Below are 21620 nucleotides of genomic sequence, written 5' to 3'. Positions count from 1 at the left end.
TCCCGGAAGAAAACTTCCGGGATTTTTTATATTTTGTAATATTCTATTACTTATTCTCCAACTACTTCGAAGTGGAAAACCTGCTTCACTTCTTTGTGAAGGTTTGCTTCTGCTTCATAAGTACCTGCATCCTTAATCGGCTCATCTTTGATTTTCAAAGATTTTCTATCGATATCGATATCCATCTTCTTCAAAGCGTCAGCCAATTGGATTGTGTTAACAGAACCAAATATTTTTCCATTCTCACCAACTTTTGCTCCAATTGTAACAGTCAATCCGTCCAATTTAGCAGCAAGCGCCTGAGCTTCTTCTTTAACTTTTGTTTCCTTGTGGGAACGTTGCTTTAGCATTTCTTCATGCGCACGAAGCGTTGAAGGAGTAGCCAAAATTGCATATCCCTGTGGAATAAGGAAGTTACGTCCATAACCTGGCTTTACCGTTACGACATCATCCTTGTATCCAAGTTTATCTACGTTTTTCTTAAGTATCAATTCCATCTTTTCAAATTTTTCGGATTCAACAAAAATTACTTAAGCATATCTCCTACGTAAGGAAGAATCGCCAGGTGACGAGCTCTTTTGATAGCTTTGTTCACTTTCTTCTGGTACTTAGCCGAAGTTCCTGTTACACGACGAGGAAGAATTTTTCCCTGCTCATTAACAAACTTCAACAAGAAGTTAGAATCCTTGTAGTCTACAAACTTAATTCCGCTTTTCTTAAAGCGACAGTACTTTTCTTTTTTGATGTCGATGTTAATCGGTGTCAAATATCTGATATCATCTGCCATGATTCAATGTTTTTTTAAGGTGAATAAATTAAGCTTCTACGGTTTTACCCATTTTCACTCTTCTCTTCTCAGCCCATGCCAAGTGGTCTTTTTCCATTCTAACAGTAAGGAAACGCATTACACGCTCATCACGTTTAAATTCTGTCTCGATCTTACCGATCGCAGTACCTTCCACCTGGAACTCAAGCAAGAAATAGAATCCTGTAGTTTTTTTCTGGATAGGGTATGCTAATTTCTTTAGTCCCCAATCCTCACTTGAAACTAATTTACCACCATTAGCGGCAATCAAGTCTTCGAACTTCTTTACTGTTTCCTTTGCCTGATCTTCAGACAAAACGGGAGTTAAAATGAAAACAGTTTCGTAACTATTCATAATACAACTAATTAAAATTTAAGGGCGCAAAGATAGCTAATTTACTGATAAAAACAAATTTGAGTATTTAATTTTTTACCTGCCATCCGTGATTACCACAAAAGTAGTAATTTCGCTGTTATGCTTATAGCTTCTGATATACAAAAAAGTTTTGGTTCGCTTTCCGTTCTAAGAGACCTGAACCTGACAGTTGAACAGGGAGAAATTATTTCTATCGTAGGTAGATCCGGTGCAGGAAAGACAACTCTCCTGCAAATTCTCGGAACACTGGAAAAACCTGATCAGGGGACTTTATCAATCGACGGCATCTCCCCTTTTGCGTTATCTTCTAATGAATTGGCTAAATTCAGAAATGAAAAACTGGGTTTCATCTTTCAGTTTCACCAATTACTTCCTGAGTTTACAGCTTTGGAAAATGCCGCCATTCCAGCTTATATCAATGGCGGTCAATCAAAAAAAGAAGTAGATAAACGAGCAATGGAACTTCTGGATTATTTAGGCCTCTCAGATCGCGCTCAACACAAACCCTCACAACTTTCCGGAGGAGAACAACAACGTGTAGCAGTTGCCCGGGCTTTAATAAATCATCCTTCCATCATTTTTGCGGACGAACCTTCCGGAAATCTGGACAGTGGAAATGCTACTGAACTACACAATCTATTCGGTAAGCTTCGTTCAGACTTTAACCAAACCTTTATCATTGTTACACATAATCCCGAATTGGCAGCACTTGCTGACCGCTCATTAACGATGACGGACGGACAATTGATTTCTGCAAAATGAATAGAAAAGAATTAAAAGTATTACTGGACGAAAAAGCGGATTTGTACAATCGTCCTGATTTTATTCAAACAGACCCCATTCAGATTGTCCATCGGTTTTCAAAACAGCAGGATATCGAAATCATTGGATTGTTAATGGCTACAATTGCCTGGGGAAATCGGAGAAGTATAATTAATAATGGCGAGAGACTGGTTCAAATCATGGAAAACTCGCCACATGATTTTTTATTAAACACAACGGAAGAGGATTGGCAGAAGATTGAATTTGTACACCGGACTTTTAACCGGGAAGATTTACTTTTTTTCTTTTCCGCACTAAAACAACACTATTCGAAAGAATCCTCTCTGGAGACCATGTTTCTTTCAGTAACCAATACACCATCCATAAAGGAACATATTTTTCACTTTAGAACCACATTACTCTCCTACCCTCATTTACAACGAACAGAAAAACACATCAGTAATCCGATGTCAGGAAGTGCAGCCAAACGACTTAATATGTTTTTGAGATGGATGGTACGAAAAGATGACCGGGGGATTGATTTTGGAATATGGAACTCCATTCCGCAAAGTTCACTTCGAATTCCTTTGGATGTACATACCGGAAATGTTGCCCGAAAACTAGGAATTCTGAGTAGAAAACAGAATGATTGGAAAGCTTTGGACGAAATTCACGCCACTCTGGATTCTTTTGACCCCAAAGATCCTTCACGCTATGACTTCGCTTTATTCGGACTGGGTGCGTTTGAAAACTACTGACGAACGAATAATTTCATTTTTCCCTCGCCAGATATACAGATCGTTTTATCGATTCATTTCCTGCTTATGCTTACATTTGCCGCATGGAGTTGATTGATAAATATTTTCCCGATCTCAGCGACGAGCAACACGAAAAGCTTGCCCAATTAAAAGCGGTCTACGAACACTGGAACAATCAAATTAATGTAATCAGCCGTAAGGATATGGATGATTTCTATGAGCGTCATGTTTTACACTCACTGGCAATTGCCAAAGTCATTAACTTCAGACCCGGAACAAAAATACTGGACATTGGAACCGGTGGAGGTTTTCCCGGAATTCCCCTCGCTATTTTATTCCCCGAATGCCACTTTTTTCTGGTGGATTCTATAGGAAAGAAAATAAAAGTCGTAAAAGAAGTAGCCGCCGAATTGGAATTAAAAAACGTACGCGCAGCTCATGAGCGCGCTGAAAATATCAAAGAAAAATTTGATTTTGTCGTGAGCAGAGCCGTTACAGCAATGCCCCGTTTTTTACCCTGGACCAATAATAAATTTCTGAAAGAGCAAAACAACTCTTATCCTAACGGGATCTTTTATCTGAAAGGAGGAGACCTGACGGAAGAATTAAAAGGAATCCGACAGGATATGGAAATCGTCGATTTGACCAAGTTCTTCGATGAAGCGTTTTTCGAAACCAAAAAAGTCGTTTATGTAAGAATGGTGCGATAAGACGCACCCTTTTTTTCTTACTACTCTACTTCTTATACAGAATCTCTTTTTCCCACATCCAAACACAGGTCAATCAGGAATCAAAAAATGATACACAACACAAAAAGGAGTTCCCTAACAGGAAACCCCTTTTCACACCTATAATGAGTTTATTTATCTCTTGTGATTACCTTCGTCAGAAACAGAAATCTTCTTTCTACCTTTGCGACGACGCGCAGCAAGTACTTTACGACCATTCTTTGTTGCCATTCTACTACGGAAACCGTGCTTATTCTTTCTTTTTCTTACTGATGGTTGAAACGTCCTTTTCATGACCTTTTATTATTATCAATTCGTATTTCAAATTCGGACTGCAAAGATAGTATAAATTTGGACACAGCAACAAAATTATTAAAAAAAGTAGAAAAAAGTCGTCAATAAGGCTTTGTCAACTACTTTTGTGGAAAAGAATCTCAGCATGCTCAGACCGAATAAGGATAAAAAGGAAAAAATAAAACTATCTAAGGATTCATACGCTAAAGCCAGACGAATTTTCTCCTACATCGGACCTTACAAGGGGACTTTCATTATTGGCTGGATATTTCTCGTTTTTTCCAGCTCTGTCGGATTATTATTCCCTTATCTAATGGGGCAATTGCTAGGTTCTCCTGCTAATATGGCAGACCTTAGCTCTCCTGAACAGAGTTCTTCTCTCCTGCAGTTGGATAGTATTAACTCAATTGCATTTGCACTCTTTATTTTGTTTCTATTACAATCTGTTTTTTCCTACTTCCGGATTATTCTTTTCACCCGGGTAACTGAAAACACACTTCGGGATCTCAGATATGTTGCCTTTAACAGACTTATCCATATGCCCATGGATTTTTTCAATAAAAACAAAGTGGGCGAACTCACCAGCAGGATTTCCGGAGACCTGAACCTCATTCAGGAAACTATGCGTACAACCATTGCTGAATTTTTTCGCCAGGTTGTCATTGTTTTAGGAGTCGTTATCTGGCTGTTCTTTCTATCCTGGGAATTAGCATTAATTATGCTTGCTACGGTTCCGGTAATGGCTATTGTTGCTGTTTTCTTCGGGCGTTTCATTCGGGGACTATCTAAAAAAGCGCAAGACTCCGCTGCTGCGTCCAACGGGATTATAGAAGAAAGTCTGATAGGAATCTCTAATGTAAAATCATTTACCAACGAAGCCCTTGAACTACTTAAATTCAAAAAGGCCATCGAAGAGATCCGTCAGTTGAATATAAAAAGTGGAAACTGGCGGGGAATTTTTGTCTCTTTCATTTTTCTATGTCTTTTCGGAGCCATTATCTTCATCATCTGGAAAGGTGTTCACATGGTTCAGGTTGAGCAAGCTATGAGTTTGGCTGACTTTTTCTCCTTTATCATGTTTACTGTGATGTTAGGTGCTTCTGTCGGTTCTCTTCCCGATTTATTCGCCTCCATTCAAAAAGCAGTGGGATCAACCGAACATTTAATGAATATTATTGAAGAAGCTTCGGAGCAGGAATTGCTAAAAGGGAAACAGGAAATTCAGTTGCACGGAAAAATCGAGTTTAAAGATGTCCGTTTTGCTTACCCGCAACGACCTGATGTGGAAGTCTTAAAAGGACTTTCTTTTGAAGCGCAGCCTGGAGAAACGATCGCTCTTGTTGGTTCGAGTGGTGCCGGGAAGTCAACTATATCTTCCCTGTTATTGAATTATTACACTATCCGGGACGGCGCAATTCTGTTTGATAATAACTCCATTGATACTATTGAGGTAAAAAACCTGAGAAGTCAAATGGCAATTGTTCCTCAGGAAGTCATTTTATTCTCAGGAACTATCCGGGAAAATATAGCATACGGTAACCCCGATGCTACAGAAGAAGAAATTCGGGAAGCAGCACGTCAGGCGAATGCATTTGACTTCATCGAAAGTTTCCCTGATAAATTTAATACAGAAGTTGGTGATCGCGGAATCCAGTTATCCGGAGGACAAAAGCAACGCATTGCCATTGCCAGAGCTGTTCTAAAAGATCCGGCTATACTAATTCTGGATGAAGCTACCAGTGCCTTAGACTCCGAATCGGAAAAACTGGTTCAGGAAGCTCTGGATAAACTAATGGTTGGTCGAACCAGTATTGTCATTGCGCACCGTCTGTCAACGATTCGAAAAGCCGACAAAATCATCGTAATTGACAATGGAAAAGTAGTTGAATCCGGAAAACACGAAGTCCTTATGGAAATCGAAAATGGTATTTATTCTAACCTAATGCAATTGCAAGGCGGAAACTAATTTTACCCTCCGAAAGTTCTTTTGCAGCTTTTGCAGTAGTACACTTCCTTTTTGTACAAAGGCCAGACAGAAAAAGCAAACGAGATCAGCATTGCTATAAAGCTCCTGAACCCGGAAATATCATTAAAATCATTGGTAACATTAGTTCCCCCACATTTTGGGCATTGAATCGCTTTCCCTTCCTTATCGATATACGGAAGCTCATTCATTTCCCGAATAACTTGCAACGCTTTTTCAATATAAGAATCGGGAACCTGCAGTTTAATACCCCCAACAGCATTAGCATAAAGTGGATTTACAGAAACGATTTGTTCATCCTTCAACTGACAGGGAATTTCGTTAGCCTCCAGCTGTATGCGTGCGAAATGAGCTTTTATCGGATCGTAATATTCAGTAAGTGTGACCCAATTTATCATTACTTTGCCACTTTTTCTAACATAGGAACAAAAGAGAATTCACCAAACTGATCTACTTGTAACGTTCCGTCCGGATTCTTTGTTACCTGGTGCATAATCTGTTTAGCCCCCTCTCCTACCGGAATGATCATCTTTCCTCCGGGCTTCAGCTGTTCCACCAAAGCTTCGGGAATAAACGGAGCTCCACAAGTAACGATTATCCCATCATACGGAGCATACGAGGGCATTCCTTTATAGCCATCGCCAAAAAACAGTTTCGGAGTATACCCCAACTGACTAATAATTTTTCTCGATTTTATAAAGAGTTCTTTCTGACGTTCCATACTGTATACACGTGCCCCCATTTCACACAGGACACTTGTCTGGTATCCTGACCCTGTACCAATCTCAAGAATTTTTTGTCCTCTTTGCGGATTCAGTAACTGAGTTTGGTAGGCAACCGTTCGCGGGTGACTGATCGTCTGTCCTACCCCGATCTGAAAAGCGACATTAGAATATGCCTGCTCTACAAAAGCAAGGTCTAAGAAAAAATGGCGGGGGATTTTCATCATCGCGTCCAGAACACGCTCTTCTGTTATACCAAAATAACGTAATTCCTCGATGAGTTTTTTTCTCATCCCCTTATGCTTAAAACTATCTTCCATTTTTCTTAATCCAGTAATCCTTCGTAGTCCAACACCCACATTCCACGGAAATCACCAAGTGAATACTCAATAGCCTTGTCATGCGGATAATATTCTTTTATCACTGCATACGCTGCAGGATCTCTATCTTCTTCATTCCCGTGGCATTTCAAACAAACAGGCATTCCTATTAAAATAGGTTTATAATACGTATGTTGTGTTTGATTAATCTGGGATAGCGGCATATTACCACTTTCTTTTCCTTTTTGAAAAGCAAGTAAAACTTCTTTCTCGTATGCGTCAGGAGCATTTTTTTCGTTTCTATTCTGAGCCGACACACGACTGATTCGTGCACCGACCACTTCAGACATCGAATCTGTCAGGTTCTGGGCTTTACTACTACAAAATAATACGGCAGATTCAAATCCCTCTTTCTCAATGGCAGAAGTAAGGTTGCCAATAAGCACACTTTGTACCTCCCCTATTAAGCTATCCAACCGATCCGTATCAGGAACATCTGAAATTAACTGATCGGAAGAAACTATTGTATCCGTTTCCGTCTGACAAGCTGCGAACAAAAGCAGCAGTAGTACAATCCCACCTGTTGAAACCTTTTTCATAACGCAATAATTACCGTATTTCAGAATAGTTTTCTATTCTTCTTTAAAAATACGAAATTATTCCTGTTCTTCTTCCTCCTCTTCAACTGCATCTTCATCATTTCGCTGACGAAGTCGCTCTTCTACATCTTTTGGTAAACTTTCAAAGAATGTATCCCCTCTAAGACCAAGACGCAGACATTCCAAGGGAATTACCTCATTAGGAGCAATATTCCCCAGGTTCACATCGGCTCCGAAGAGCTTTATAAACCAAACCTGCTGGTTTTTCTGAGGTGCCTCCCACAAAATATCATCCGGATTAACCGCTTTAATAATACGATTAATCAACAGGGTGTGTGCTGTTCCGTTAGCACGGAAAACACCAACATTTCCTGCTTCTCGTCCTTCAGCAATTACTTTCCATGAACCTGCTTCCAGCTCCATTTTCATGCTCTTAATCCATTTTCCCGGGCTAATCAGAATCCCTGAATCTTTAGACCCCACTTCGGAAAGGATTGTTCTGTCCTTAGACATTTTTGCAATCAATTCACATTTTTCCTCATGTGGAATGATAATGGAACCATCAGATATCTCAGCCAGATCAAGATCGTATTTATCCAAAAGTCGGAAAAAGTCCTCATGCATTCCACGCGCATAAAATACTTCAAACAAGGTTCCTCCAAAATACGGACGGATCCCTGCCTGCTTGTAGAGTTTCAACTTCTCTTCCAGATTTGGAGTTACCATAGCAGTCCCAAATCCAAACTTCACGATATCTGTATAAGGGGCATTCCCTTCAATAAACAATTCGGTCTCTTTCAATCCCAATCCTTTATCCATCATCATGGTAACCCCTTTTTTTCGGGGTCTACTACTTCTGCTCGGAATAAAAGGCAATTCAAAATTCATCTTATTATTTTTCTTCAATTAGTTCATACAATTGAATAAACTGAGGTATCATCTCAGCCTCTTCAAAGTGTAAAAATAGTTTTTTCGCCACATTAGGACGCAAAAAGACAAGATCTTTAAACAGTAATAATGCATCTGATTGTTTACCAACCATCCAGTACAATTTGACTAACAGTAACTTAGATACTCCTTCCAGTTGATTTTCTGTTATAAACTGCTCAAGCCGTTCGACGCCTGTTTCCAAATCGTTAACAGCGACAAGTTTGATATAGTCAATCAGCAGGTCTTCATTTGACGGATCAAGAGCAAGTCCTTTGCTGTAGGCTACCTCTGCAGCTTCCAAATCCCCTACTTTCAGCTCACATCCTCCCAACACATGGAAATAATCCGGATTGTTCGGTTCCAGTTCAACTGCTTTTCGGATAAAATGAATAGCCTCATTTTCTTTTCCCTGCAAATCAAGAACGATTCCGGTTCCCAACCAGGGTTCGGGAAGTTCCGGACTTAATTCACGACTGAGTCTGTAATAATGTAAAGCCAGATCATACTCTTCCAATTGTTCGTATGCTTCTGCAATATAATTTACAATTACAGCATCTTCTCCATCCAGCTCCATGCATTTTTCAAAGCACTCAATCGCCATTCGGAACTTATTCAAAGAAACATAGGCATTCGCCAGATTAAAATAAGCCGAAGTAAAGTTATCATTGATCAGGATACTGTAATCGTATGCCCAAGCCGCTTTTTCGTAGTTTTCAGCTTTCGAATAGGCGTTCCCCAGATTATACCAGGTAGTAAATGAATACGGGTTAAAATCCAGATAAACCTCGTAGCATTTAACCGCTTCTTCTATATCTCCTTTCTGATCATAACAATATGCCAGTTCATAGACAGCACTTTCATTCTCCGGATTCTCTGAAACCGCCTCCGTCAATATCCGGATCGCCGAATCATAATCATCCAGTGCCTGGTATTCAAACGATAAATCAACATAGATTTCATCCCGTTCCTCTCCGGAACTTTGCGCCAATGCTTTTTCAAAATACCTAACAGCACTTTTAGAATCTCTGAGCTGACTGTGAACAGATGCACGGGTCAATAAGTACTCCTGATCTTCCTGAACAAAGCGTTCTACTTCAAGCAGTAAGTTCAGTGCCTCATTCAACTTACCTCCTCCGGACAACACCTGAGCCTTACGGATTTTAAAGGTTGTATTCATCGGAAAATGATAGAGCGCATGATCTACACATGCCAATGCTTTCCGATACTGGTTATTCATGATAAAATGATCAAGCATCATTTCAAGACGATCCGAATCAAAAAACTCCGAAGAACCATTCTTTATCATGGTCTCAAACCGCTCTAAATCATCGTAAAAAGCGCTATCTCTGTACTCTTCCTCTTCGCTGTCAAACATACGCCTACATTTGCTTTTCTAAAGATACGAAAGGAAAAAGGTGTTTTCCTCCGCCTTTGGATTTGTTATCAACAATTGATTAACAAATTTGATTCCCAAAACGAAAAATGAGCGGGAAATCCCACTCATTTTTCCTTGTACCTATTTTCCTCCGGCACGTTTTCTATCGTGCTCTTTCAATAAAATCTTTCTCAAACGAATTGTTTGCGGAGTAACTTCCACGTACTCATCTGATTGAATATATTCCAATGCTTCTTCCAGACTGAATCGTTTCGGGGGTGCCAATTTGACCTTATCGTCTGCCCCGGAAGACCGCATATTTGTCAGCTTTTTCGTTTTTGTGACATTCACAACAAGATCTCCCTGACGTGAATTTTCTCCGATCACCTGTCCTTCATAGATTTCCTGGTTTGGCTCTACAAAGAAACGTCCTCTTTCCTGAAGGTTGTTCAATGAATAAGGAATTGCCGATCCCTGCTCCATCGATATCAATGATCCGTTCATACGTCCCGGAATTTCTCCTTTGTAAGGCTGGAATTCAAGGAAACGGTGTGTCATGATCGCTTCACCCGCTGTTTGTGTCAACAGGAAGTTACGCAAACCGATAATTCCGCGCGAAGGAATAAGGAAACGAATAATCATTCGATTTCCTTTCGGTTCCATATCCGTCATTTCTCCTTTACGCTTCGACACTGCTTCAACAGCCGTTCCCGAATGCTCTTCCGGTAAATCGATTGTTAACTCCTCAACAGGCTCGCATTTTACTCCGTCAATTTCTTTAATGATTACCTGAGGCTGTCCTACCTGAAGCTCATATCCTTCGCGTCGCATTGTCTCAATCAATACCGACAAGTGCATTACTCCACGACCGAATACAACCCATTTATCAGCTGTTGCACCTTGTTCAACACGCATTGCAAGGTTCTTTTCCAATTCTTTTTCAAGACGCTCCTGAATATGACGTGATGTAACGAACTTACCTTCTTTACCAAAGAAAGGTGAGTCATTGATACTAAACAACATACTCATTGTTGGTTCATCAATAGCGATACTTGGCAAGGGTTGCGGATTTTCAGCATCACAGATTGTATCTCCGATTTCAAAACCTTCAATCCCTGTAACCGCACAAACATCTCCCGCCTGTACTTCAGATACTTTTTTACGCTCTATTCCGTCGAAAACAAATACCTCTTTAATACGGTGCTTTTCCTGCTTTCCATCTCTTTTTGACAGAATAACCGGCATATTTTCTTTCAATTCTCCGCGATTCAATCGTCCGATTGCAATACGTCCAACATAGGAAGAGAAATCCAGAGAAGTAATCAGCATTTGCGTATTCCCTTCCTCAATTTTACGAGGTGGGAAATACTCCAGAATTTTATCCAACAAGGGTGTAATGCTATCAGTAGGCTGCTTGTAGTCTTCTGACATCCAACCGTTCTTCGCAGAACCGTAGATCGTTGCAAACTCCAACTGCTCTTCATTAGCATCCAGTTCAAACATCAGATCAAAGACTTTTTCATGTACTTCTTCCGGAGTACAATTGTCCTTATCCACTTTATTGATCACAACCAATGGTTTCAAACCAATCTGAAGTGCTTTCTGAAGTACAAAACGCGTCTGTGGCATAGGTCCTTCAAAGGCATCCACCAACAAACAAACACCGTCAGCCATATTCAATACACGTTCTACCTCACCACCAAAGTCGGCGTGACCCGGAGTATCAATAATATTGACTTTAGTGTCTTTATACTGAACGGATACATTTTTGGAAACAATTGTAATTCCTCTTTCTCTTTCAAGGTCATTGTTATCCATTATCAGGTCTCCTCCCGATTCTTTCTTTTCGAGAGAACTTTCACCTGCTTCGATCATTCGGTCAACCAGGGTTGTCTTACCGTGGTCAACGTGTGCAATAATTGCGATGTTTCTGATTTCCATGCACTAAATTAATATGACTTTTTTGAACTTCTTTTACCTTTAAATCCTCCGGACTTTGATGATGATCCTTTAGAACCAAACTTTGATCCTCCTGAACGTCTTCCTCCCGAAGATGATGATGAACCACCTCTGGAACGACCTCCTGATCTTCCGCCTCCGGAATCCTTGGTCAACTCGACATTGAGTGATTTCCCTTCAAACTCTGCTCTGCGCGATGCATCCAGAATAAGGTTCGCTAATTCAGGTTTTGTTTCAAAGAATGAAAATGCTTCTTTAATATCAATACGACCAATATCACTTGAATTCAAACCTGTTTCGTCACAAATTACCCGCAATAATCCTCCTGGATTCAGTCCGTCCTTGCGTCCGAGGTTTACAAAGTAACGCTGTGCATTCCCATCGCTTTCTCTTCTTCTTCCTCTTTCTCTTCGCTCTCCTCCGTTATCATCTCTCGAGGCTTTAGCATTAAGATCTGATGCATTTCTATAGAACTCAAGAAATCTTGCAAACTCAGCACTTACAAATTGCTGAATCACTTCCTCTTTGGAATGTCCTTCAAACATTTCAATAATCTGAGGCATGAATTCATCCAATTCTTCATGGCGTAATGGTGCTGCCACTACTTTCTGAACAATTGAATTTAACTGCGTCTGGAACACTTGTTCTGTACTAGGAATCTCACCTAACGTAAACGTAGTTCTCATCTGCTTTTCAATAGCCTTAATTTTGAACTTTTCCTTTGGGTTGATCAAAACAAGAGATTCTCCTTTACGTCCTGCACGTGCTGTTCTACCACTCCGGTGCGTATAATTTTCAATATCATCCGGCAGGTTATAATTGATCACGTGCGAAATATTATCTACGTCAATACCACGAGCTGCAACGTCAGTAGCAACCAATAATTGTAAATCTCTTCTTCTGAAACGATCCATAACACGGTCACGCTGTGCCTGAGACAAATCTCCATGCAATGGTTCCGCGCTATACCCTTCTTTTCCTAATTTTTCAGCGACATCCTGTGTTTCTCTTCGCGTACGACAAAACACCAGTCCGAAAATTTCAGGGTTAACATCAATCAATCGTTTCAATGCCAGGTAACGATCACGTTCTTTCACCACATAATATATGTGATCGATATTTTCGTTACTCTGATTTTTATGCCCGATGGAAACTTCCAACGGATCTAACATATAATTCTTTGCAATCTGTGCAACTTCCTTCGGCATTGTCGCTGAAAAAAGCCATACATTTTTGTAATCGGGAGTCTGGTTAAGAATCATGTCGATATCTTCTTTGAATCCCATATTCAGCATTTCGTCTGCCTCATCCAGTACAACCGTTTCTATACGGTTCAGATCAATAGCCTTACGGTTGATCAAGTCAACCAAACGACCTGGAGTAGCTACAATAATGTTTGCTCCCTTTTTGATTTGCGTGATCTGCCTCCTGATGTCAGCTCCTCCGTATACAGCAACTACGGTATCCGGCTGAAGATATTTTCCGAAAGCAGCTAAATCTTTTGCAATCTGAAGACATAGCTCTCGGGTCGGACATATAATAATTCCCTGAGGAAATTTGTTCGACCAGTCGATAATACTTAAAAGTGGTAATCCAAATGCTGCTGTTTTCCCCGTTCCTGTCTGCGCCAATCCCACAAAATCACTCTCTCCGGACAAAAGGTGGGGTATGGCTTTCTCCTGTATAGGTGTTGGTGTTGTAAAGTTCATATTTTCAAGAGCTTGAAGAACTTCCGGCCGTAACCCTAATTCGTTAAAAGTCATAAATTTATTTAAAATTGGGTGCAAAGATACGACATTGTTTTCACTTTGTAGTGTTTCGTTGATTATTATGTTGTTAAGTTACGTTATTTCAACCATCCTCCTCTTTTCACAACCCGATAAATAAGCCCGTGCGGAATGAGAACAGCTACCCCCAGCATAACTTTTGTCAAAACACCCGGCACTACGTTAGATCGATTTCTGAATAACCCTCTGACTCCGGCTTTAGCAACAGAACGAGCAGACATCATTACCCCCAGTTTCCTTCCTAACTCCACATTTACACCTTTACCATCGTATAGATTGGTAGCTGTTGCCCCGGGACTAAGCGTTGTTACATGAACCCCATACACTTTTAACTCTGAACGAAGACTGCGCGAAAAACTTTTGATATAGGCTTTTGTCGCTCCGTAGAACGCAATCCCGGGAAATGCCTTGTAAGCAGCAATTGACGAAGTATTCAATATATACCCTCTTCGTTTTTCTTTCATTTCTTTCCCCAGAAGAATGCACAGTTCAGAAACCGTTCTGATATGCAAATTTATTATTCGCCCAGCTTGTTCCGGATCAACCTGTACAGATTCTTTAAAAAAGAAAAAGCCCGCATTGTTTACCAGTATTTCAATGTCAACATCCAGTTCTTTTATAAACGAATAAAGATTTGTTGCTGCATTCTCTTCCGCCAGATTCATACAGTGACTAAAGACAGTTATTCCTGTTTTCTGTATCCGACTGGTTGCGTGCTTCAATCCCTGTTCGTCATTACTAACCAAAAACAAGTCATATCCTCTCAAAGCCAGCAATTCGGCAATCTCTAAACCTATCCCGGAAGAAGCTCCGGTTACGAGTGCTGTTTTTCTGACACCTGTACTACTCATCCTTTCGGATTACTTTGTAAAAGGAATAAAACGAGGTACTTTTTGCTGATATTCTTTGTAATCCGGATATTTTCCGGCAGATATATTCTCACTGAAATCAGAACTTCCTTTAAACAGAATAACCAACAATAAAGCTCCCGAAACAGACCAGTTTAACCAATTTCCCGAAGCAGCCACACTAAAGAAATAAAAAGAAATCCAAACGGATTGTTCTGCCATATAATTCGGATGCCGGACAACCGACCAAAGTCCTTCGGCTACAAAGCCTTTCTCATATTTTCCCTCCAAAGGAATTCCTGCTTTTATCCGACGATGTTTTTCTGTCTGAAAGTCATATTGTTGTTGATCTGCAATAAACTCAATTACAACAAAGAAGAGCACAAAAAATGCAGCCGTATAATCCAACCAGTTTAACGGTGTATTGGTTTGTACGGCATATAGCGCAGGAAGTGTAAATAACAGAATCAGAGCATTCTGATACCCCGAAATAAATAACAGATTAAAAAGTGAAAATACCCACGGACGATTTAACGGTGCCATTTCTCTGAGTACAGGCCACCTGTAATCTTCTTCACCTGTCCAGAATTTCCAGGAATACCCTCCCCTACGTGCAAAATTATATGTAAGACGTGCTCCCCATAGAGACACCACTACAGCCATTAATACGGAGCGTTCGGTGTAACCAACAGAATGTGCGATATACCAGGCATAAATCAACGGTGAGATACTCCATAATTTATCTACCTGTGAATAATTCTTTGTCAATTCTCCTACAACAAAACAATACACTGCAATTGCTCCTGCAATATAAAACAACCCGGTTAAAACCGATTGAATTTCCGGTTGTAACGGATCATCAAAATAATAGGTAAAAACAGGAATAACAACAAGTGTAAAGAGTAATAATAAAGCTGTTCTGATCATCTCATTATTTTTTTCGAAAGATACAAAAGACAAACAAGCGTGGTACAAAATGGTTGTCAGTTTTATATTTTTTCGCCCGGACATTTGGATTTTCATACTAAATATCACTACTTTCGGCTTAACACAATTATTTATTCGCATGGGATTTATTAAGGAATTTAAGGACTTTGCCATGAAAGGCAATCTGGTTGATCTGGCAGTCGGTTTTGTTATGGGAGCAGCCTTTACGAAAGTAACGGGAGCTTTTATAAAGGGAATGGTTATGCCATTAGTAGGATTGATTCAAGGAAAAGATATGAGCCAGTGGAAATGGGTCGTACGGGAAGCTGTCACAAATGATGCCGGAGAGATAACCACCCCCGAAGTGAGTGTGCTGTACGGTGATTTTATTGGTGTAACACTTGAATTCATTATCGTAGCTTTCTTTATGTTCCTTTTGGTGAAAGGAATTAACAGAATGAAAAAGAAAAAAGAAGAAGCTCCTGCTGCGCCTCCAGCACCTTCCAAAGAAGAAGTGTTGCTCGGTGAAATTCGCGATCTTCTGAAAAACAAGTAATTGATTTATATACGTAGTTAAGTGCACGGATTTCTGTATAGTCCGTGCATTTTTTATTTTCTTTCAGCCGCTATTTTTTTATTCTTGCGTACCTTCGTGCTGTGAATATCCCATCCAGATATATTGAAGAGGCAGTTGAACAGATGGCCTCTCTTCCAGGAGTAGGAAAAAAGACTGCTCTTCGTCTTGTGTTGCACCTTTTAAAACAAGAAGAATCAGATGTAAAACGATTTTCTGATGCGTTTACCCGCATGAAAAAAGAAGTAAAAACCTGCTCTTCCTGTGGAAATATTTCTGACGGTGAAATCTGTGAAATTTGTCTCAACCCGAGACGGGATCATTCGGTGATTTGTGTTGTTGAAGATTTGCGTGACATCATGGCTATAGAAGCGACTTCTTCTTTCAAAGGAATCTATCACGTATTGGGAGGTATTATCTCTCCAATGGAAGGGATAGGACCTTCGGATCTAAACATTCCTTCATTACTTGAAAAAGCAAGAACCGGCGAAGTACATGAAATTATACTGGCACTCAATGCTACAATGGAAGGAGATACCACCAACTTTTATCTCTACAAAAAACTAAAAGAATTTCCTGTAATTATTTCCACACTTTCCAGAGGAGTTGCTGTTGGGTCGGAGCTGCATTATGCTGATGAATTAACACTAAGCCGGTCGATCATGAACCGCATGCCGTATGAAAGTAATTTAAAATAAAGTTTTAGCTTTTTCAACAACTTTCACAGTATTCCACGGCTAATCTGAGGTAAATTTTTTCGCTGTGAACTTCCAAAAGGACAACTGTCGCAGGCATCATTTGTTGTGATTATCAAATACTTTATAAGTAGTACGATTACCAAAAACTAAATAGCGGTCAATATCCATATATTACTCTATAATTATGGTATTTTTGAATAAACGTTGATCTATTTATTTGGGATCTACATTTAATTTTTCGGGAATATTTTAAACCAATGACTGTACAATTTTTAGAAATAGAAGATTTCATAAAAAAACACTTGTGCTTGCAACCCGGCGATGCGGAAGATACTTCCTGTTCAGTCTTTCGTGTGAACGAATGTCTGAAACCGATTGATGCAGTTAAGCTCAATTTTCATTTGGTTATTTTATGCACAAAAGGTAAATGTGATCTTACGGTTGGTCATCACGACTTTTCAATACAATCATCTGCGCTTTCTATTGTTCCACCGCACACTGTTTTTTCTGTTAAACATTTTCCCAAAGGTTTTGACGCGTATTTCTTACTTTTTAAATCTGATTTCGTGAAGAAAGGGGTTGTAAAAAGTGAGATTATGGAAGAATTATTGTTCATCAATCCCGATTATCCGCCAATTTTCGATTTGGAAGAGAGCAACTTCAACGATATAGTATACAAATTCAAAAAGATCAAGGAAGAATTAGAACATCAATCGCCATTCTGTCTTGAAGTTTCACGCCTGTATGTCTTGCAAATATTATATGAGTATAACAGAGTTTGTGAAATATGCCTTTTAAATTCCGATAAACTCATTAACCGGCAATATCAGGTAATGTACGAATTCCGGAAATTGGTAGACAAGAATTTCCACCGATATAAAACAGTAAAGGAATATGCAGACTTGCTGTTTCTGTCGTCAAAATACGTTAGCGAATGTGTAAAAAATCAGACCGGTGTATCTGCGCTTACCCTCATCCAAAACCGAATTATGCTGGAGGCCGAATTACTATTAAAGTATTCCCAGCTTTCTATAAAATCTATTTCCGACACATTAGGCTTTGCTTCTACTTCTGCTTTTTCCCGTTTTTTCAAAGGCATAAAAGGCATATCCCCTGTTCATTATCAAAACAAACAGGAAAATTGACAACACAAACCGAATTTCTGTAATTGTTTGCTCTGGTTTTTATCAGGAATTTTGTTCCGTAACAGTAAAACAAATTTTATGAAACGGAAATATTTAGGTGTTATAGCAATGGCTATTTCATCAACCTTGTTTACTTCCTGTAACAATGAAACGAATTTAAAAACTTCTACTAACAAAAACGAAATGAAAGCTGTACAATTTAGAATAGCAAGACCAACCAATAACCTTACTGAAGTTGTAAAATTTTATCAGGAGACCTTAGGGTTAGAGGTGTTGGGAAAATTCGAGGATCATTTGGGATATGATGGTGTGATGTTGGGAATGCCCGATAAAACCTATCATTTGGAGTTTACCCAACACGTAGATAAAACTCCTTTACCCAAGCCTACAAAAGAAAACTTACTGGTGTTTTATTACGACAATCCGGATGAATACAAAAAAGCCAATGAACGTATTCAAAGAACGGGAATACTACCTGTAGAGCCTGAAAACCCTTATTGGAAAGGCAAAAGCGAAACGTATGAAGATCCGGACGGTTGGAGAGTTATTTTATTTAACGGTGTTTATAATCCGTAACGTTTTTAGTTTGGAACCTAAAGAATATAGCCCCGTTTTTTCGGGGCTTTTCAGTCAGATATGTCTCGGGATAAATACCAACAAAGGCTTTTAATTATGGATGTAGTTTCTACCAATTTTCCAAGGGAATACGATCGGATTGAAACTTCACTATACTCATGAATTGATACTAAATCGATCATAATCCACATGCCGTATAAAAGTAGCATCAAATCAGTACGAAACTATTTTCTCTTTACTTCTTTCTCGTAGATTTCAATCCATTGTTCAGGAGACATTTTACGTACCAGTTCACCAATTAAATCAAACGGAATTTTGTCCGGTTTTTTAAACCGAACACAGCTTTTCCCCATATCGAGTTTCAGCGAGCAATATTTGGGATACTCCTGCACAAACCAATCCAGTAATTCCGGATTTGCGTACATTCCCATGTGGTAAAATGAAATCGCATTTTTCTGAGATGCCATTCCCAGAAACGGAAGTGGTTGTTCAGGGTTACAATGGTAGCCGGCAGGATATAGTTCATGCGGAACAACATATCCTACCATACCATAACTCATAATTTCAGCAAAACCCTTTGGAAGATTCTCAAGAATTGTAGTCCGAAGTCTTGACATGGCTTCTTTTCTATCTTCAGGTAGTTCCTGAAAATAGGCCTCAACCGTCTGTGCTTTTGATTGCATTCTCTATTTTTCTCTTAACCAGTAACGTAATAATTTTTCCTTTTTTGCCTCATCAATCAAAGCGGGTCTGTACTGAGCTCTGATAATTTCTCCCATATAAGCATCCAACTCCATCAAAACATCATCACGGGAAACCAGTAACTTGAATGCATCTCCCATCATTAAAGACCCCAGGTAATCACTGAAACCTTTTTGACTGGCTCGGAATCCGTTTACGGCCAAAATTTCATCATTTGCACTGACTCCTGCCGCTTCTGCTGCGCTTCCGGACTGCACTCGCTTTACCATTAACTTTCCGTTATCTTCCGAAAGAGAAGTCCCGAAGAAAGGTTCCGGTGTTCCGTTATTCGTTACACGTAAACCTACCATGGACAAATACTTGTTGTAATCAATCGTTTTCGTTCCATGAATATAGTCTTCAAAGAATTGATCGAGTTTTTTACCGACAATTGCTTCCATTTCCTTCTTAAATTCATCTTCGGTAAATCCTCGTTTTGCTTTGACGTAGTACTTATCATACATCACCTGCATAAAATCATCCAGTGATTTTTTACCATTGGTCGCATCAATAATCATGGCATCACATACCAACCCGATCAATTGCCCTTTACTGTAATAAGAGATCGTTGTATTATAGCTATTCTCATTAGGACGATAAGCTTTGATCCATGCATCAAAACTCGCATGTGCCACGGGCTGTATTTTATTTCCAGGTTGGTTTTCCACAGCATTCAACGTAGCAAAAAGTTTATTCAGATATTCATCTTCTGAATAAAATCCCGCTCTTCGAAGAATTAACTCGTCATAGTATGATGTAAATCCTTCCATCACCCAAAGCAATGATGTATAATTTTCTTTGTCATAATCAAACGGTCCCAGTTCAATCGGACGTAAACGTTTTACATTCCACAAGTGAAAATATTCATGAGCGACCAAACTAAGGAATCCCAGGTATGAGGAACCTTCATACGACCAACGACGCACATTTAACGTTGTTGAGTTTGTGTGCTCAAGTCCTCCCCCACCATTGGTCGTGTTGTGAATAATAAACCAGTACTCATCATTTGGATTAAACCCAAAAATATTTGTAGTGGATTCCACTATTTTAGCCATATCATGTTTCAATCGCTCGATGTTATAATTTCCTTCCCCGTAAATAGCAACGTGATGAGGAATTCCTGCCGCAGTAAAAGAAAACTCGATCTGATTCCCAATCTCGATAGGACAATCCACTAACTGATCAAAAGTATCAAAACGATACAGGAAAGTACCGTCAGCTGCTACTTGTTCACTTCTTTTTGGTAATGCCGTTGTTACCTTTTTGAATGAATAGTGAGGTGTAATAATCAAATCTCCGGGAAGCTCTTTAAACCCATCGACATACATAAAAACACTTGTACCATTGATGTATCCGTGCGTCAGATCCAAAAAACTGGTACGAACAGTCAGATCAAATGCGTATACCTCATAATTCACTCTTACTTTCTTAGCTTTTCCCGCCTCTACTTTCCATGTATTCTTATCCGTCTTATTTATCTGAAGTGCGTTTCCTTTTTCATCATACGCCTTCACCAAATTGACATTTGACGGAAATTCCCGTACCAGATATGATCCCGGAGCCCAAACCGGCATTTTCAAATCGAGCGTTTCTGTTTTAAAGTCTGTTAGTATCATCTCAACTTCAAAGTAATGTGTCTGGGGTTTTGACATTCCCAACTTATACAATACAGACTGTGCCGAAACAACAACTCCTGTAAGAATTGCAACTAATAAACTAAGGTACTTCATGAAAACAGGTTTATTTTAGAGTTATTTAACGAATAAAAATCAATATTTTGGCTAAAGATAAAATTTTTCAGGCGATAAATAGTTAGTTTTGTTGGAAGACAAACAGACCAATATGAAGTTAACAAACATAATTTTAGCAGGAGTTGTATTCCTTGTTTCCTGTAAAACAGACAAAACTCCGGATGTTCCTCAGGGAAATGGTGAAGAAGTTGCCAAACTAAAAAATGAAATTCGTCTGCTTGAGATGGAAATGCAGGAAAAAGACTCTATGCTTAATGAGTCGATCTCTACATTTAATGAAATTCAGGAGAATGTTGCCAAAATCAGTCATAAAGAGCATGAAATCCGTTTGAGAAGCGGTGATATCAATATGACTGAGGAGGATAAACAGTGGATTATTCAGGAAATCCAGAATATTAATTTTCTACGTGAAGAAAATATCCGAAAAGTAAATTCACTGAACAAACAACTGGAAGATAAAAATCTTCAGATTGAAGATCTGCAGTCAATGGTTGCCCGACTTGCCGAGCAGGTGCGTTCACAGGAAGAAATGATCGCTTCTTTACAGTCTGAGCTTGCTGATCTTGATCGTGAGTATTCAAAATTGTTTGATGCTTACATGGAGCAGTCAGAACTTGCGCTGGAAACTATGAAAGAATTGAATCAGGTATTCTATGTATATGGTTCATTAAAAGAACTAAAAGAAAATAATGTTGTTGTACAGGAAGGTGGTTTTATCGGAATCGGGAAGAAAACTTCTATTAAAGATGGATTCAACGAAGACTATTTTACAGCGATTGACAAAAATAAAAACAAGTCTATTACTATAGTGGGCAAGAAAATCCGGATAGTAAGTGATCACCCTTCTTCATCTTACAGTATTGAAGACAAAGGTGGAACAAAGGTTATTTCTATCAAAGATCCGGGAACTTTCTGGAAAATTTCCAAGTACCTTGTTGTTGTAGTAGACTAATTGTAAAAA

At 39.3% G+C, this 21620-nt stretch carries 24 protein-coding genes; 9 read left to right on the top strand and 15 right to left on the bottom strand.

All coding sequences use genetic code 11. The features are described 5' to 3' along the window. Positions 1–50 precede the first annotated feature (50 nt). The 3 genes from rplI to rpsF are packed head-to-tail and all read right to left on the bottom strand — an operon-like array spanning position 51 to position 1160. A complete protein-coding gene (gene rplI, locus ABDZ97_RS08625) occupies positions 51–497 on the bottom strand; it encodes a 50S ribosomal protein L9 (RefSeq protein ID WP_343786586.1) in 447 nt (148 codons plus the stop codon). 29 nt (positions 498–526) lie between these two features. Then, a complete protein-coding gene (gene rpsR, locus ABDZ97_RS08620) occupies positions 527–787 on the bottom strand; it encodes a 30S ribosomal protein S18 (RefSeq protein WP_343786584.1) in 261 nt (86 codons plus the stop codon). A 28-nt stretch (positions 788–815) separates the two neighbouring features. After that, positions 816–1160, bottom strand: coding sequence for a 30S ribosomal protein S6 (gene rpsF / locus ABDZ97_RS08615; protein WP_343786582.1), 345 nt, complete (start codon positions 1158–1160; stop codon positions 816–818). Between the two features lie 120 nt (positions 1161–1280). Here rpsF and ABDZ97_RS08610 point away from each other — a divergent pair, with 120 nt between their 5' ends. From ABDZ97_RS08610 to rsmG, 3 genes are all read left to right on the top strand, one after another. Next, positions 1281–1943: an ABC transporter ATP-binding protein gene (locus tag ABDZ97_RS08610; RefSeq protein ID WP_343786580.1), complete on the top strand. Its 663-nt coding sequence runs from the start codon at positions 1281–1283 to the stop codon at positions 1941–1943. Beyond that, on the top strand, positions 1940–2701 hold the full coding sequence (locus ABDZ97_RS08605) for a TIGR02757 family protein (RefSeq protein ID WP_343786578.1): 762 nt from the start codon (positions 1940–1942) through the stop codon (positions 2699–2701). Before ABDZ97_RS08610 ends, ABDZ97_RS08605 begins: the two co-directional genes overlap by 4 nt. Before the next feature lie 83 nt (positions 2702–2784). Beyond that, positions 2785–3411: a 16S rRNA (guanine(527)-N(7))-methyltransferase RsmG gene (gene rsmG / locus ABDZ97_RS08600; RefSeq protein WP_343786576.1), complete on the top strand. Its 627-nt coding sequence runs from the start codon at positions 2785–2787 to the stop codon at positions 3409–3411. 153 nt (positions 3412–3564) lie between these two features. Here the strand turns inward: rsmG and rpmH are convergent, their stop codons facing one another. Next, positions 3565–3723: a 50S ribosomal protein L34 gene (rpmH, locus tag ABDZ97_RS08595; RefSeq protein WP_343786574.1), complete on the bottom strand. Its 159-nt coding sequence runs from the start codon at positions 3721–3723 to the stop codon at positions 3565–3567. A 145-nt stretch (positions 3724–3868) separates the two neighbouring features. Here rpmH and ABDZ97_RS08590 point away from each other — a divergent pair, with 145 nt between their 5' ends. Beyond that, positions 3869–5689, top strand: coding sequence for an ABC transporter ATP-binding protein (locus tag ABDZ97_RS08590; RefSeq protein WP_343786572.1), 1821 nt, complete (start codon positions 3869–3871; stop codon positions 5687–5689). A gap of 2 nt (positions 5690–5691) precedes the next feature. Here ABDZ97_RS08590 and ABDZ97_RS08585 read toward each other — a convergent pair whose 3' ends face one another. From ABDZ97_RS08585 to ABDZ97_RS08545, 9 genes are all read right to left on the bottom strand, one after another. Then, on the bottom strand, positions 5692–6105 hold the full coding sequence (locus ABDZ97_RS08585; RefSeq protein WP_343786570.1) for a putative signal transducing protein: 414 nt from the start codon (positions 6103–6105) through the stop codon (positions 5692–5694). Further along, positions 6105–6749: a protein-L-isoaspartate(D-aspartate) O-methyltransferase gene (locus tag ABDZ97_RS08580; protein WP_343786568.1), complete on the bottom strand. Its 645-nt coding sequence runs from the start codon at positions 6747–6749 to the stop codon at positions 6105–6107. Before ABDZ97_RS08580 ends, ABDZ97_RS08585 begins: the two co-directional genes overlap by 1 nt. A 5-nt stretch (positions 6750–6754) precedes the next feature. After that, entirely contained in the window at positions 6755–7348 is a 594-nt protein-coding gene (locus ABDZ97_RS08575) for a Tll0287-like domain-containing protein (RefSeq protein WP_343786566.1), read from the bottom strand. A 57-nt stretch (positions 7349–7405) separates the two neighbouring features. Beyond that, complete coding sequence (locus ABDZ97_RS08570; protein WP_343786564.1) at positions 7406–8236, bottom strand: phosphosulfolactate synthase; 831 nt, start codon at positions 8234–8236, stop codon at positions 7406–7408. 4 nt (positions 8237–8240) lie between these two features. Further along, on the bottom strand, positions 8241–9653 hold the full coding sequence (locus ABDZ97_RS08565; RefSeq protein WP_343786561.1) for a tetratricopeptide repeat protein: 1413 nt from the start codon (positions 9651–9653) through the stop codon (positions 8241–8243). 141 nt (positions 9654–9794) lie between these two features. After that, a complete protein-coding gene (gene typA / locus ABDZ97_RS08560; protein WP_343786559.1) occupies positions 9795–11594 on the bottom strand; it encodes a translational GTPase TypA in 1800 nt (599 codons plus the stop codon). 8 nt (positions 11595–11602) lie between these two features. Further along, the gene (locus ABDZ97_RS08555; protein ID WP_343786557.1) at positions 11603–13375 is read right to left on the bottom strand and encodes a DEAD/DEAH box helicase; all 1773 of its coding nucleotides are present in this window, start codon (positions 13373–13375) and stop codon (positions 11603–11605) included. A gap of 83 nt (positions 13376–13458) precedes the next feature. Then, the gene (locus ABDZ97_RS08550) at positions 13459–14250 is read right to left on the bottom strand and encodes an SDR family NAD(P)-dependent oxidoreductase (protein WP_343786555.1); all 792 of its coding nucleotides are present in this window, start codon (positions 14248–14250) and stop codon (positions 13459–13461) included. 9 nt (positions 14251–14259) lie between these two features. Continuing rightward, positions 14260–15174: a DUF1295 domain-containing protein gene (locus ABDZ97_RS08545; RefSeq protein WP_343786553.1), complete on the bottom strand. Its 915-nt coding sequence runs from the start codon at positions 15172–15174 to the stop codon at positions 14260–14262. Positions 15175–15313: 139 nt separating this feature from the next. Here ABDZ97_RS08545 and mscL point away from each other — a divergent pair, with 139 nt between their 5' ends. From mscL to ABDZ97_RS08525, 4 genes are all read left to right on the top strand, one after another. Next, complete coding sequence (gene mscL, locus ABDZ97_RS08540; protein WP_343786550.1) at positions 15314–15730, top strand: large-conductance mechanosensitive channel protein MscL; 417 nt, start codon at positions 15314–15316, stop codon at positions 15728–15730. Between the two features lie 101 nt (positions 15731–15831). Continuing rightward, the gene (recR, locus tag ABDZ97_RS08535; RefSeq protein WP_343786548.1) at positions 15832–16446 is read left to right on the top strand and encodes a recombination mediator RecR; all 615 of its coding nucleotides are present in this window, start codon (positions 15832–15834) and stop codon (positions 16444–16446) included. A gap of 257 nt (positions 16447–16703) precedes the next feature. Further along, positions 16704–17591 (top strand): helix-turn-helix domain-containing protein, encoded by an 888-nt coding sequence (locus ABDZ97_RS08530; RefSeq protein WP_343786546.1) that lies wholly within the window; start codon positions 16704–16706, stop codon positions 17589–17591. A 78-nt stretch (positions 17592–17669) separates the two neighbouring features. Further along, complete coding sequence (locus ABDZ97_RS08525) at positions 17670–18167, top strand: VOC family protein (RefSeq protein WP_343786544.1); 498 nt, start codon at positions 17670–17672, stop codon at positions 18165–18167. Positions 18168–18391: 224 nt separating this feature from the next. Here ABDZ97_RS08525 and ABDZ97_RS08520 read toward each other — a convergent pair whose 3' ends face one another. Further along, positions 18392–18850 (bottom strand): DUF1801 domain-containing protein, encoded by a 459-nt coding sequence (locus ABDZ97_RS08520; protein WP_343786542.1) that lies wholly within the window; start codon positions 18848–18850, stop codon positions 18392–18394. Positions 18851–18853: 3 nt separating this feature from the next. Beyond that, positions 18854–20638, bottom strand: coding sequence for a M61 family metallopeptidase (locus ABDZ97_RS08515; RefSeq protein ID WP_343786540.1), 1785 nt, complete (start codon positions 20636–20638; stop codon positions 18854–18856). Positions 20639–20750: 112 nt separating this feature from the next. On the opposite strand from ABDZ97_RS08515, the gene ABDZ97_RS08510 reads away from it, so the two are divergent. After that, the gene (locus tag ABDZ97_RS08510) at positions 20751–21611 is read left to right on the top strand and encodes a Cbp1 family collagen-binding glycoprotein adhesin (RefSeq protein ID WP_343786538.1); all 861 of its coding nucleotides are present in this window, start codon (positions 20751–20753) and stop codon (positions 21609–21611) included. Positions 21612–21620: the final 9 nt, after the last annotated feature.

Source organism: Wandonia haliotis (assembly GCF_039523435.1).
Lineage (GTDB): Bacteria > Bacteroidota > Bacteroidia > Flavobacteriales_D > Crocinitomicaceae > Wandonia > Wandonia haliotis.
Note: the sequence above shows the minus strand (reverse complement) of the source record. Positions and strands in the feature narration are given on the sequence as shown.

Coding starts and splice junctions, on each gene's coding strand:
- rplI (WP_343786586.1), bottom strand. CDS start 497: ATGGAATTGATACTTAAGAAAAACGTAGATAAACTTGGATACAAGGAT.
- rpsR (WP_343786584.1), bottom strand. CDS start 787: ATGGCAGATGATATCAGATATTTGACACCGATTAACATCGACATCAAA.
- rpsF (WP_343786582.1), bottom strand. CDS start 1,160: ATGAATAGTTACGAAACTGTTTTCATTTTAACTCCCGTTTTGTCTGAA.
- ABDZ97_RS08610 (WP_343786580.1), top strand. CDS start 1,281: ATGCTTATAGCTTCTGATATACAAAAAAGTTTTGGTTCGCTTTCCGTT.
- ABDZ97_RS08605 (WP_343786578.1), top strand. CDS start 1,940: ATGAATAGAAAAGAATTAAAAGTATTACTGGACGAAAAAGCGGATTTG.
- rsmG (WP_343786576.1), top strand. CDS start 2,785: ATGGAGTTGATTGATAAATATTTTCCCGATCTCAGCGACGAGCAACAC.
- rpmH (WP_343786574.1), bottom strand. CDS start 3,723: ATGAAAAGGACGTTTCAACCATCAGTAAGAAAAAGAAAGAATAAGCAC.
- ABDZ97_RS08590 (WP_343786572.1), top strand. CDS start 3,869: ATGCTCAGACCGAATAAGGATAAAAAGGAAAAAATAAAACTATCTAAG.
- ABDZ97_RS08585 (WP_343786570.1), bottom strand. CDS start 6,105: ATGATAAATTGGGTCACACTTACTGAATATTACGATCCGATAAAAGCT.
- ABDZ97_RS08580 (WP_343786568.1), bottom strand. CDS start 6,749: ATGGAAGATAGTTTTAAGCATAAGGGGATGAGAAAAAAACTCATCGAG.
- ABDZ97_RS08575 (WP_343786566.1), bottom strand. CDS start 7,348: ATGAAAAAGGTTTCAACAGGTGGGATTGTACTACTGCTGCTTTTGTTC.
- ABDZ97_RS08570 (WP_343786564.1), bottom strand. CDS start 8,236: ATGAATTTTGAATTGCCTTTTATTCCGAGCAGAAGTAGTAGACCCCGA.
- ABDZ97_RS08565 (WP_343786561.1), bottom strand. CDS start 9,653: ATGTTTGACAGCGAAGAGGAAGAGTACAGAGATAGCGCTTTTTACGAT.
- typA (WP_343786559.1), bottom strand. CDS start 11,594: ATGGAAATCAGAAACATCGCAATTATTGCACACGTTGACCACGGTAAG.
- ABDZ97_RS08555 (WP_343786557.1), bottom strand. CDS start 13,375: ATGACTTTTAACGAATTAGGGTTACGGCCGGAAGTTCTTCAAGCTCTT.
- ABDZ97_RS08550 (WP_343786555.1), bottom strand. CDS start 14,250: ATGAGTAGTACAGGTGTCAGAAAAACAGCACTCGTAACCGGAGCTTCT.
- ABDZ97_RS08545 (WP_343786553.1), bottom strand. CDS start 15,174: ATGATCAGAACAGCTTTATTATTACTCTTTACACTTGTTGTTATTCCT.
- mscL (WP_343786550.1), top strand. CDS start 15,314: ATGGGATTTATTAAGGAATTTAAGGACTTTGCCATGAAAGGCAATCTG.
- ABDZ97_RS08530 (WP_343786546.1), top strand. CDS start 16,704: ATGACTGTACAATTTTTAGAAATAGAAGATTTCATAAAAAAACACTTG.
- ABDZ97_RS08525 (WP_343786544.1), top strand. CDS start 17,670: ATGAAACGGAAATATTTAGGTGTTATAGCAATGGCTATTTCATCAACC.
- ABDZ97_RS08520 (WP_343786542.1), bottom strand. CDS start 18,850: ATGCAATCAAAAGCACAGACGGTTGAGGCCTATTTTCAGGAACTACCT.
- ABDZ97_RS08515 (WP_343786540.1), bottom strand. CDS start 20,638: ATGAAGTACCTTAGTTTATTAGTTGCAATTCTTACAGGAGTTGTTGTT.
- ABDZ97_RS08510 (WP_343786538.1), top strand. CDS start 20,751: ATGAAGTTAACAAACATAATTTTAGCAGGAGTTGTATTCCTTGTTTCC.